This window comes from Aurantibacter crassamenti (assembly GCF_016811105.1).
Taxonomy (GTDB): Bacteria; Bacteroidota; Bacteroidia; order Flavobacteriales; family Flavobacteriaceae; genus Aurantibacter_A; species Aurantibacter_A crassamenti.
Map to the genome: position 1 here is coordinate 218132 of NZ_JAFBGM010000002.1, position 13961 is coordinate 232092.

Here is a 13961-nt window from a genome sequence, read left to right on the forward strand (position 1 = left end):
CTATACCGCATTTAGTCTTAGATAGTTAGGGTTTCTAACTAATGAAATTGGCTAACTACATCCTTTTAATAATCAATTTTATTAAAATCGTATTCTATTGAATTTTAGGCGTAGATTGTTTCAGAAGCAAATCGGTATAAATTAATATAAACATTAGCATTATGGCCAAAAGTAAAGACGCAAAGAAAAATGTAAAAAAAGTTCCGGAGAAAACCGCAAAAGAAAAGAAAGAAGAAAAGAGATTGAAAAAAGCAAAAAAATAAGTCTATTAAAACAATGCTAAATAAAGGATTCACTTGGTCCTGAAGATTGCTTTAATTACTAGGCTAACTCTAATTTAAAACGGATAGCCAATTGCAAAGTTGAAAATTAAGTTGTCATCACCACCATCAAAAAAAGGTGTTCTTCCACGTTCGCCTTCGGGTAAATATGGAACACGAATGGGCGAAGCTAAATCCAATCGAATTACAAAACTTTGAATATCTACTCGCAGGCCTAAACCGACACCCACACCTAAATCTTTATACCAATTGGGTCCAAACTTTCCTTGAGCTTGTAGACGTTCATTAAAAGCAATACCTTCTTCCGATTCATCCTCAGAAATTACCGGATTATTAGTGAGCCAAACATTTCCGGCATCCGCAAATAGGGCACCTTTAAGATATGACCAAATAGGAAAACGGAATTCAAGATTACCTTCCAAACGTAGATTACCAGATTGGTCAAAGAAGGAAGTAGTACTAGTATCATCAGATGTAAATGTGCCCGGCCCTAAAGATCTAATTTTGAAGGCACGAACACTATATGGTCCGCCTGAAAAAAACTGTTTTACGAAGGGTAGACTTGTAGAGTTTCCGTACGGTAATCCCCATCCTGCAAAAACTCGCGATACCAAGGCTTGCTCTTTTCCCCACTTCAAATAATAGCGAAAATCGATATCCACTTTTGCATATTGCGCATATTCTAAGCCCAAAACCTTTTCATTACCACCACTTACTAAGTTTAGCATATTACCCGAAACATCTAGACTGGTAGTGACAAAAATAGGTTGCGATTTGTCTGTATCAACTAATTCATTGTATGTAAAAGTATAGTTTAAACCTGCGATAAATTGCTGTTCAAAACTTTGCTTCAAAAACGGATTACTATTTAATATCTCCTCAAACTCAGGAGTGGTATTCGCAAGATTTACATAATTTATGCTAATTGGGTTTAATTCATGAAACACGTATTTATTGGCTTTCCAAGTATAACCAAATGAGCTGTTAAATGAAGTTAGTGTATATAATTTAGTTCTGTTTAGAACATCAGCGCCAAGACTAATTTTGGTTTTAGGTACCGCATATTTAAATTGACTAGGGGAGAAGGGCACAAGCCTCGGAATTATCAAGTCCGCTTTCAATCCACCCGCAATACTACTTAGGCCACCGCTGTCACCACCCGAGAGTTGCGTTTCATATGAAAAATTGGTGCTGAGACTTAGTGTTTCACCCCCTTTAAATAAGTTTCTGTTGCTATACGTTACGGCAATTCCTGGACCCGCAAATCCATTTGATTTTGTGACGGCCTGTAGTTCTGCACGTACTGACCTTTTTGTTAATGGAGAAAGATAAATATCTGCATCAAGAGAACCAATTTCTGCATCAAGTGCAATCGAATCTTTTTCTGTAAAACGTGTATTTACAAACTTATAGCTACCAATATTCGATAATCGATTACTTGTTAACCGAGCGATATTGGCATTATACTTTTGCCCTTTTTGAAATAATATATACGGTTCTAACTTTTTCGGTTTAAAGAATTCTTCATTTTGAATAAAATGAATTCCATTAATACTGGTTTTTTCACCCGATGTAACAGTATCACTTATGGCATATTTAGGGTATACCGTTATAGAATCTATAGTATACGGAATTATGCTTTTAGCAGGAACATTTTGCTTTAACCGAAGAAGAAGATCAAATTTTCTATTCGCATAGCGATTGGTATCCGCCTCAAAAATCAAGAAATCTGGATTAAAATTATAATAACCCCGCTGTTTCAATTCAGTATCAATTCGTTGACGCTCAAATTTCAAGAGTTCAAGGTCAAATCGATTGCCTGACTTTATTTGAGTATCAGCCAAAACCTCTTTAATTTCATTATAAATTGGTAAGGAATCTTCTTTGAGCTCAAACGCTTCTAACGTATAAGGTTTGGGTAACGTTGCCGTATACTTAAATCCCGCACTATTTTTAGAACTATCGACTTCAGAATTCACTTTACTGTAAAAGAAGCCCCTATTATCAAGTCTGTTTAAAAGTAATTCTTCAATTCGTTGTGCATTCACTTCTGATAAATATACAGGTGCTTCTCCAAACTTTTTATTCAGCCATTTGTTTAGAAAACCTGGTTTTTTCTTTTGTGCTTTAAAATGATAGTATAAGCCCAATCGCATGCCTAAAACTGTAGAATTTTCTTGTGGCTGAAGTAATAGGTTAAGGTCTTCCTTGACTTTTTTTACATTCGTTTTCTTTTCATCAACTTGTATTTCTAACTCTGAACCCGCATACAATACCTCATCCTCAGGAATATATTTACTGACACTGCACGAGTAGAGTCCTAAAAAGAATAATAGGATGATACTAAATCGATATGTGAAATTATTTTTCAAATTCAAGCAACATTTTTAGTTTTCAGTTTTGATTTTAGCGTCTTTATTCCGTTCATCTCTTTTGTAATTCTCTTGCTCTTTTTCATTTTTTTTCAAAGGATTAAAAAGTTCACTGAACCGGTTGAACTCCCTATTAAAAATGAATGCAACACCAGTCAAAATCAGTTGACCATCAATAACATTAGTATACTCATTTTTCCGAAAGCCCTTCAATCGATATCTACCGTTTTCTGTTAATAAATATTCAAGGCTAACATTACCAATAATAGGAGTTTCACTTTGACCCTGTTGTGCACTACCTTCAACATCAACCGCGCTTCCTGCACTTACGATGAGTCTATCATCAAACAGTTTTTTCTTTGCATTGATGTTTAGCTGGGTTCTATCTTGGGGGCTATCACCTTGATAATCAGTAAAACTATCCAAGTCAAAATCGAGTTCTAAACCAGTATTTCCAAAAACTTTATCTGAAAAAGCATTCAATTCTCCTGAAAGTACTTTGTTCACATTATCACGTGCCAATGCAGCTGTACCACCACTGCTACCATCACTACCTGTATCGGGGAAAAATCGATTTAGCGCCAATAACGAAAATACTTGCTTGTTGAGTTCTGACTCTTGTTCATTTAATTGTTGTACGCGGCCATATACAGCACCACCAAGCGAACCTTGAACTTCTTCTGGCATATCTAATCCGAATGAAAGTTTAGGCTCTAACAATTCACCATCTACATTGAGATAGACTAAAAAGGGGAGTACTTGTCTATATTTACCGATTACACTAGCATCTTGACCAGAAGTAACAGCAGTCATTAAGGGTGATGCCGATGTTTCTACTGCATACACTGCAGTCACATCTAGTTTTGCGTCAGTTGGATCACCTAACCAAGTTATTGTACTACCCGGATTAATTTCAAACCTTCGTTTCACTAAATTATAGAGACTAGTTTCATAATGCCCAGACGCCAATTCATATCGCCCCGTTAAATTAATTTTACCGTTGGGGTCAATATTCAAATTCAATGCCGCATCGCCCGAAACTTGAAGATTATCACCTGTACGCTTATCAATAATAATCTTAAAAACTGCATCTTGGGCAATTTCTAAAACAGTATTTACATTTAGGCCTCTAAATAATGAAGGTGTTTCTTCTTGGTCATTTCGGGTGAGTATGGCATCAGGGTTTTCGTTATTTACAAAAATGACCACTCCATCTCGTTCTTCTACGTCTAATTGTGATTCAGGCACTACAAAAGTGATATCAGTTACTTTACGAACCTTCATTTTTCCTTTGATAATAGGTAAACTCAAATCGCCGCGCACGATAACATTTGCATCTAAACTAGCTTCACCATAAAATAAATCGTTGTCCTCCTTCGTAGAGTTCATGACTTGAAATCGATTCGCTTTTAACGAAAGATCAAAAGATGGATTCGTTAGAGTTTTAGTCAAAATACTACCATCAACTATGAAACTATTTTGGTTAGCATCATTGATTTGAAAGTCCTTTAAGTAAAGTCCTGAATTGTCAATTGTAAGCGTTTCATCTTTAATTGCAAAAACTGCGTTCAAATCTGCTACTTTGAAAGAAGTATCTGCAAAAGTTAGGTTTCCTTTATATTCAGGATTCTCTGTAGTACCTGTAACTTTTACGCTTCCTGAAATAGCACCCTCAGCATTGGTGATTGCTTTATTTGATAGTCCTGAAACGACCTTCATATCTAACCGATTCAAATCTAAATTTAGATTGAGTTGAGCGCCCGTTTCTGCTGCAGCATAATCGCCCAATAGGTCCATATCAATACCACCATCTTTTAAGGATAAATTAAAATCATACTTTGATAAGCCTGTAGACTCTGCTTTTAAGGTTAAATTACCTAATGCATTCTCTAAAGCTTTTAATTCAATAATTTTAAAATCGGCTACTATTCCGGTTGCACCAAACGGATTCTCAACAACCAAATTTCCGTTTACAGATCCTGAAACCAAAGCCTCATCAGGGTTTAATAGGCTTATAAAAGTTTGGAGTTTAAAATTATCGAAAACAACACCAAAATGTTCTTCATCTATACCTTCGATTGTATTACTTAGTGTCATTTCCTGAGAATTTCGGGATAGTTTCACATTTTGAAAACGCAATACTTCATCACTAATAATAATGTTATTATTTTGGGGAATAGTCCATTCATTTTTATTAAAAATAAGTTCGGAAGGGCTAATATGTAGATTAATAGTGTCCCGATCTAAAGTCAATTCGGAAGCAATATGCATTAATTTGTCAGTTGCGTCATATGAAGTAAAGTCTAAAAATAATTCCTTGTTTTTTAGATTCCCATTGAAAGAAGTTTTCTTTATATCAATTGGGCCAGAAGTTACCCCAGCGAAACCTGCGGTAAAGTCTAGGTTGGTAGCATCTCCATTTATATTAATATTAAGACTATCAATGGTACTACCCTTATAGGTAGCGGAAGGCATATATACTGCTGCATTTAACTTTTTAGTTGACGAATCAAAATCAGCAGTTACAGCAACGGAGTCTAATTTTTCAACGCCCAATAGAAAAACCTTTGTCAGTATGGGCACAGGTTTCAATGAAACATCCATTTTAAGCGCAATGGGTTTGGTACTTAAATCACTTTCGGTATTCGCGTTAAAATATCCTTTAAACTGTTTTTGGAGCGCCGCATTCACTTGCCCAGGAGATGCATTAGACAAAAGGCTTCCATTCAAAAAATCGCTATTGATAGATACATCTGTGGTATCAGTATTAATATTAGCAGCTAAGTCAAGACCACCCATTTGATACTGTTCATTGTCATAAACCGCAACACTTTCATTAAAAGATGCGTTTAACTTGTAGTCCGCAGCATTCCCTGTAAAATTCGCTCTGATTTTTGTGCCTGCTTTTATATTTTCTTTTGTTAATCCCAACGCAAACAAATCTGCCCCTATGACATCTAAGTCTAATTGTATTGTTGATGATATGGTATCTAAATTGACTAGGGTAGTGGCTTCAATATTCAGATTTTCATCTTTAAAATTAAGATTAACATCACCCTTGCCAGCAACAATAGCACCTGTCAAATGTAGTTTTGAAAAATCATATTTATTAAACTTTAATTGTGAAAAATTAGAATCAAAATTAGCGTTTAAGGTATTCAAGTTATTCCCACTAACAGTAGCTTTCATTGTAAGTGAGATATCACCAAGTTGATCATTTTTTAACAGTTTGTCTAACTGCAAACTATCCACCACTAGATTTCCTGAAAACGCAATTTCATTTGTGTTTTTATAATTACCAATCAACTTGGCCGTACCCTCTGGAATTTTAATTTCCGCATTAACATCAATAGCATCAATTCTTCCACTGGCTGCAATGTCAATTGCAATAGTTTCTGGAATTGATACTCCAAGATCATCTTCTGCGATAAACTGAAGCAAATCATTTCTACTAGCATTTGCTATTATTTTATTCAAATCGAAGTATAGCGAATCAGGTTGCATAACGTTGAACAGTTCACCCTCAGCAGAAAGTGAAGTGTTTTTACCCCATACCATTTTTGTGTCAAAAAATTTAATGGAGTCTAACGTACCCTCCGCATAAAGATTACCAACAAAAGGTTTTTTTGAAAGTTTTTGTATGTATTCATTTTTAGCTAACTCGGGCTGCACCATAAAAGCATCACGTAGATCAAGGTTCAGGTGTTGAAGCTTAAGCGCTACGGATGTTTTTTCAGGCGCATCTAGTAACTGTTGTACCGTAGGAAATTTTAGCGCCAAATCGCCCATGATGACACTTTGGTTTGTCTGCAAATCAAACTTCGAAATCTTTGCCGAATTATCTTTCAATTCGGCATTCATAGCGAGGTTCTTTAACTGAATTCCACTTTTATCTGTAAACGAAAAAGTCTTTAAGTCTATAGATGCATTTTTGTTTCCATAGTAAAGATCATTTGCCTTTAGCTTAATATTGGTTAAACCTAGATCAGATGGATTGAATTCATCTTGAACCGGCAACTCTTTTCCAGATTGAAATGTAAAGTTATTTTCTTCTAAATCTATTTCATTCACTTGCACCAGATATTCAGGCCAATTAAAGGCGGACTTTTTTTCGAGTACCTCAACAGTATCAACAGCCGTTTGACCCTCTGATTTAAAAAAGATAGTGGAGTGATTTAATACTAAGCTATTGATTTCAAAATCGTTTTGAGCGAGATCAACTTTAGGTAGTTCTAACTTAAAATTACCAATGTCAACCTTGGCTAAAACCTCATCTGGCAATGCGTTATAGGTTGTTTTTACATTTTTAAGTTGAAAATCTCGTACAGATAAATAAGGTAATTTAGTTGCTATCGTGTCATTAGATACAGGGAAAGGTTTCGTTTGTTGATAATCAATACTCGTATCAGATAAGGCTAGCGCATCAATATTAAAATGCATGTTTGCTAAGTCAAAATCATTACTGTCAAATAGAAGTTTTCCTAATTGAATTTTACTAACAATTCCCAAAAAACGATCGTTATATTCAATTTCAAAATCATTCAATGTTACGTAATCGATAGTAAAATCAAGAGGTGATGATGATTCTTGAGGTGCAACCGAATCTTTAGTAGCAAAGCCATCTATAAGAAAATCAAAATTGAATTTTTCACTTTGTTCTTCTCGGGTGATATTTGCTTTTAAGCCTTCCCATTCTAGCGATTTCACATGAATACCATCACCGAAAACAATAGGAGTTAATGGCAAATTTGCCTCAATCGATTTGGAATAAATCAATGTATCGCCCTTTTTGTCTTCTAGATACAAACCTTCCAAATAAATATTACCCGAAAAAGTAACGAACAGTCGGTCTATTTGTACTTGGGTTTTTGTTTTATCAGAAACATAATTAACCACCTTACTAACGATTATATCTTGACCCCATGGGCTTCTGATAAAAAGCACCAGCCCCAGAAATAAGAGTAGTATGACCAAAAATATTCGGCCAATGCGTTTTAGTACTTTATGTTTTATCGTTTTTATCACTAGTACTTGGGGGCAATTAATATTTAGAGCTCAAAAATAATCTGATTATAATTGAATTGATGCCAATCTTCTATTAATTATGGTTGTGATATATACGGGTAGTAGACGTACTAAGTTTTGCAGTTTTGAGAATTACCGGGATGCGTTTGTGTTTTTTAAAGCTAATTTTCAATCAAATGAAGTTTTATTTGGTATAGTTTGTGTTAATGATAGATGTAATAGCGGATATAATTAGAAAAATAGATATCTTGCAAAATAATTTAAACTACACCTAAATAAAAGAATGGCTAAATCGCAACAAACATATAATAAAACTGAAAAAGAGAAAAAGCGTTTAAAAAAACGTGAAGACAAGAGAAAAAAGATGGAAGCTCGCAAGGCAGAAGCAAAAGAATCCAATAAAAAAGGAATCGAATTTGCCTATGTAGATTTCAATGGAAATTTAACAGATACGCCTCCTGACCCGTCTTTAAGAGTTGAAATTGATGTTGAAGATATTGCGATTAGTGTTCCAAAAATAGCTGAAGGCGACAGAGAAGCATTTGACCCGGTAAGATCTGGAACTGTATCGTTTTTTGATACTTCAAAAGGATTTGGTTTTATCATTGATTCAGAAGATCAAGAAAAATACTTTACACATGTCAGCGGCTTAATTGATGAAATTTCTGAAAATGATAAAGTTTCTTTCGAACTTGAAAAAGGAATGAAAGGCTTAAACGCAGTAAAAGTTACATTACAAAAATAAAATTAGCTTCTTAAGCTATGATAAAGGGTGCTTATTTCTAAGCACCCTTTTTTTATTTAATCATTATCAATATAAGATTGAACGATAAGTAGTGAAAATTTAGAATTCTCTAATCACTACATTTTGGTAGAATATTTCAGCAAACTCAGATTGTAATAAAATTTTACCTTTTTTTCGGCTTGAGTTTGTACCATAATTCACAACCTGCCCATTCACAATATGCACACAAGTGCCATTAAAAGTGAGTATTTCTAAGGTATTCCATTCTCCATTAGGTAACTCATTGTCTTTCGACTTAACCACATTAGAATACTGCTTGGGTTCATTCTGTTTACCATCTACTTCTATAGTACTGTAATCTAATAACCAAAAATCGCCAACATCACCTTCTTGAATTTGGCATTCAACTGAAAGTGGCCAAATTTTGTTTTCTTCACTTTCTGGTATATGGTAGCAGACACCACTATCACGTTTTTCATTTTCTCTAGGTGGCCATTTTAAATCTCCCCATTTAAACTGCAATTTCATATGATAATTTTTATAACTTTTCTGAGTAATAACATACCCTAATTCTTCACCTACAACCTTTAAAACACCATCCTTTACACTAAAAATTTTTTCAGGGTCATTATTTAGTCCTTTTGTTTCTAAAAAGGTATCCCATCCAGTGAAATCATTGGGTTGTAGTATTGTTGTAAATAAAGTTTTGGTTTGAACAGGTTTTATATTTTCTACTAAAAACACATAATCTTGATAATCACCATTAGAAGCTTCTTCATAGCAAACCAAATATGAATTCTCTTTAAGTTGACCTTCTTTCGTTTTAACAGGATATATGCGAACGGAGTGTGCGGCTCTATCAGGGAAATTTATCATATTCCATTGATCTTCAGAAAAACTATTGTGCGTATGACTCACCACATAAAAACCAAATGTTTCATCTTTAGGATCAAAACTAGTTGCGCCAGATTCTAGAGTAGGATAGAGAGCTTGGTGCTCATGAAAATTTTCGCTATCCGCCAAAATACCGACACGTTTTAATTCAGGTCCTTCTGGCGAAGAAAGATAGTATCCAAAGGGAATAATAGAAGGTGGCGAATACCTAGCTATTGGTGTCATAGTGACATCTCCATCATTCGCCTTTTGAAAAAGACCCGCACTTATTTCATCACCTTGTAACTCCGGTTGTATATGGTTGGGTAGGGTAGTCCAGCCAACATTGGTGCCAAAATCTAAAAGGTCTAAAATACTGGACAATGATGCTTCATTTTCACCCTCTAAAGCAGGTATACCCATTCCTTTCAAACCAACTTCTAACAAGGTCTTAGATTTACTTTTGATTTTTAAAGAAGCTCTGGAAATTCCATTTGCTTCAGCTTGTGGTTCAAACCTAAATGTAACAATTGTATTACCCGTGTTTTCTTTACTTCCCTTAGAAATAGAAAGAAGTTTAAAGTTAGCTGCTTGTTCTCCTGAAATTTGCGCCTTTATCATTTTTGGATGAACAGCTACTAAGATAATGGAGTCTTTTTTACTCATTTTACCCTGAACGGCTGAAAAATAATAATTTTCTTGTGCCATGGCAGTGGTTGAAACTATTACTACAAACAAAAAAAAGATTATCGATGTTAATTTAGGTTTCATAAAATACATGTTGAAATTGTGTGTAGTAATATAATTAACATTAACCAAAATTGAACATGAGTTTTAGATTTGTAACATATTATGTATTTGTCATATAGTAAATTAGATTTGTAATGGTTACTGTTGCAAATAATAAAGGGGCCATATGTTGGCCCCTTTTTAACTACTTTTTCAAAACTATATATTACTCACGAACAATAATATTCGCTACCGCATCAGCTTTATTAGACACTCGAAGCACATACATTCCTTTTGGGTAATCTGTTAAATCCATCTGAACATTTCCATCTTCTGTAACCGTTTTAGAAGTCATTGCTCTTCCTGAAAAATCAAAAAGCATGAGTTGCATACCAGAATGCACTCCTGAAACAGTGATAGTGCTATTTGTGGGATTCGGAAAAGTTTGTACCGCATCAGAACTTATCACATTTTCTTTGGACGAAGTAGCATCTATAACCGCATCAATTGTATTTGAATGTACATCGTCTGCTTCAAACAGAGTTAATATTTCTTGATTCGTAAGCGTACCATTGAATAATTTCACATCGTCTATACCACCTTCAAAGTATTGATCCCTCCAACCAGACCAACCTATTCGAGCTTCTTTTTTATCTTTCAAAATTCCCGATTGAGGTTCATTATGAACATTTTCACCGTTTATATAGAAACGCATCATACTACCATCATAGGTACAAGTAATCATTTGCCAAATATTATTCTGAATACTTCCTCCACTTACTAATCTTGATCCATTCTCTTTGGTAGTAACTTTAAAGGCTAGTTTGTTCTTCTTAATGAACATCATAAACCCACCAGAAGTTGTGCTACCAAAAACACCTTGATAACCACCTTCTGCATTACTAGGTTTTATCCATGCGGATGCTGTAAAGTTAGATCCTAAATCATTGTCTATATCCGGTAAGTTTATCCAATCGTTTGATCCATCAAATTCTAGAGCACCTTGTTTTTGCCCACTACTTTTATGGTTATCGAATGTAATTCCATTTTCAAGCTTTCCAGAAAAATCTTGACCACTTTTATCTTTCGCACTTAAGCCATTTAATTCATCGAGTGTCCAATGTCCTATTAAATCATCTCTATCCTCTGAAATTTCTTCTTCTTCTTCTTCTTCTTCTTCTTCTTCTTCTTCTTCTTCTTCTTCTATAGGTATACTCTCCGTAATTCCAATAATCTCAATAGCGTTGATAATAGGGTGTCTGGTTCCACCATCCGCAGCTAATGCAGAAAAATTTATATCCAATTGTCCATCAGTGACAATAACAGTATGAGTCCGAGTAAGTGAGGCATCAGCACCAACTTGGGCAAAAACATCTAGATTATCCTCTACCAAGTTATCCTCCATTCGTACATCAAAGACACGATTACCAACACCGCCACTTCCACCACCAGTAGCACCGAACCATAGTTCAGCAAAGTGAAGCTTTACTGTATATTCACCATCTTCTAATGGAATATCATATCCCATCACTTGTGAGCGACTATATCGGAAAGTCTTAAACGGAGCTGTTAATCCTGTTTGCGGTCTATTCAATGTGTTACCAGTATCAGCATAAGAATCTGCAACAAACTCTTCACCATTATAGGTTACTGCGTCTCCACCACAATTAATACGAAGTGCAAAATTGTTCGTTGGTTCTTCTTCTACTTCTTCTACTTCTTCTTCTTCAGCAATTATTTCACCATCAATATAATCTAAAGATCGAATTCGATACGCCCAATTTTTTGTACGATCATTGTTTGGTAAACTAGGAGTTTGTAATACTCCAGAGCTTGTTGTTGTAATATCTTCTGAAGAAATCCATCCACCATTGGTAACATCCCACCACTCAAATTTATACGTTTCTGAAGCTGTAAGATTTTTTAGTTCTGGTAGTGATTTAGCATTAGATCTAGAATCAGCAGTAAAGAAACCTAGCGCAAACGATTTATCTTCCGATATAGATAATGTATGTAAATAATTCTGGCTATCACTTAGATTCGTATCTGCCGCTGGTATCAATTTACTATAATCGTGACCAGAATCTAATATAAAATTCTTTAGGTGACCCATCGCCTGTGAATCAAATGCTGTTAATGCGTTTTTCTGTGGATCATTTTTTTCAACGATGGTACCGCCATCTACTTGTTTTCTTGTCGTTGAACTTGCAGCGCCGGCATACCACGCATCTCCCCAAGCATGACCTGCCAAACCACCACTTAATACAGAACCATACATTTGCATCTGGGCCATGGTAGTATCATCCATTCCCGAATTAATTTCATTACCAGAATGTAAACCCCAGCCCGGATAAAACGGTTCTAAATTAAGAGCAGGTTTTGTTGAATTTTGTGAATAATAGATATCGCGAAGCCATTCATGCATGGTTTCATCTCGCTCTGCATTACTAACATTCTGTATATCAATTGCTCCTGGGATATCTCGTTCCCAATTATTTAGCGAAGTGTTATAAGACATTGCCGTTCTCGGTTGACCGTAGGGCATTCTATTTCCGAGCTGTTTACTTAGTTTATTATGTGCATTTTGAACCAATTCTCGCCACTGCGGATATATTGCCCCTTTGCTATCATGGTGTACCCAACTAAAAATCATATTATAACAACCATACCGCGCCCATAAATAGCGGATATAATTATAAAAAACATCTTTTTCACTCTGCGAACGAAAAGCCCAGCGCTCATGTCGGCGAACGGATTCAAATAAAGTTACAAATCCCTCATCAGACAAAAACTGCATACGCTCATCTACCGACTGCCAATATGCAGGTGTAATTCTCTTGTAATCCACTTCTAAAGGTGCATCCGTAAAAGATTGCCCTTGATTTTTCATCTCGAACGGAAGTGCACCATTCGAGCCTATTTTCTTACCCCAAGTTTTACTTGCCCATAATCCTGATTCAGTACCTGGTCGATCTAGGTTCCTGCCTCTTTGTTCAAGATAAGTATCATCCGGAAAACTAGCAATTACATTAAGTCCGTTAAACCCTTGATTTTTTCGTGCTAAAACATAATCCTTTAGCGAAATACCGCTAATGTCATTTGCTTGTTCAAACCCGAATACAGCTGTTAACGCAGACCATGAAGTATCTGCCGTATAAAAGAAAGGTGTTCCATCGGCGTACTCTAAAGTGCGGTTATTGGAGGCAACTCGTATAAACCCACGGTTATTAGGGTTGGTGCCAACATTCGCTGGAGAAGCTGTAAATGAACCGCTTTTACCAATAAAACCTTGGTCTGAATTAGTGACAGTCTCATTGATGATGTTCCACGTCCAGTTTCCAGGTGAAGTAGCAACTAGGCGTCCTCGAAAGACATTTCCACCATCCCAAAATATAGGTATGCGATATACCTCGTTAATTGAATTGGCCTTTTTTAATTCAACCCATACATCTACATCAAGATAGGGGTTGTCATATTGCTCTTGGCTTGTAAATGTTATCTCAACAACTTCCATAACCGCGAAGTTGTTATCTTGAGAAAATAAGGTAGTAGAAGTTAAACTGAATAGAAGAACTGCTAAAATGAATTTACTTAATATTGTTTTTTTCCATAAGAATTCATTTTTTTCACTTTCAATAAATGATGTCATATTAATCGGGGGTTTCATAAATAGGTTAGTAATATCTACGGCCATAACCTCACCTAGGATTTATGCCTACCCCGAATTGTTGTGAGTTGATCCTATTTGTATGTGAATAGCTCAAAAGCTGTGGTCAATAATCGATAAGAAGTGGTGAATAATCGATGAACTGCACAATATTTGATCGTAAAAATTTAGAATCTTTACATTTTTCAGCATTACTATAAGTAGAAAAAATCGTTGTTATTTTTATTGATTTTTTTATCAGTGGACGATAAAATTAAAGTGTAATGTGT

At 35.3% G+C, this 13961-nt stretch carries 5 protein-coding genes; 1 reads left to right on the top strand and 4 read right to left on the bottom strand.

Annotation, left to right across the window (positions count from 1 at the left end; genetic code table 11):
• Positions 1–337: 337 nt before the first annotated feature.
• A complete protein-coding gene (tamL, locus tag JQC67_RS13570) occupies positions 338–2653 on the bottom strand; it encodes a translocation and assembly module lipoprotein TamL (RefSeq protein WP_203253464.1) in 2316 nt (771 codons plus the stop codon).
• 15 nt (positions 2654–2668) lie between these two features.
• Positions 2669–7678: a translocation/assembly module TamB domain-containing protein gene (locus JQC67_RS19195; protein ID WP_203253465.1), complete on the bottom strand. Its 5010-nt coding sequence runs from the start codon at positions 7676–7678 to the stop codon at positions 2669–2671.
• A gap of 283 nt (positions 7679–7961) precedes the next feature.
• On the opposite strand from JQC67_RS19195, the gene JQC67_RS13580 reads away from it, so the two are divergent.
• Complete coding sequence (locus JQC67_RS13580) at positions 7962–8423, top strand: cold-shock protein (RefSeq protein ID WP_203253466.1); 462 nt, start codon at positions 7962–7964, stop codon at positions 8421–8423.
• A 99-nt stretch (positions 8424–8522) separates the two neighbouring features.
• On the opposite strand, the gene JQC67_RS13585 is transcribed toward JQC67_RS13580, so the two are convergent.
• Together JQC67_RS13585 and JQC67_RS13590 are read right to left on the bottom strand one after the other, a co-directional pair.
• Entirely contained in the window at positions 8523–10067 is a 1545-nt protein-coding gene (locus tag JQC67_RS13585) for a 3-keto-disaccharide hydrolase (RefSeq protein ID WP_203253467.1), read from the bottom strand.
• Positions 10068–10251: 184 nt separating this feature from the next.
• Positions 10252–13674, bottom strand: coding sequence for a malectin domain-containing carbohydrate-binding protein (locus JQC67_RS13590; RefSeq protein ID WP_203253468.1), 3423 nt, complete (start codon positions 13672–13674; stop codon positions 10252–10254).
• Positions 13675–13961 lie beyond the last annotated feature (287 nt).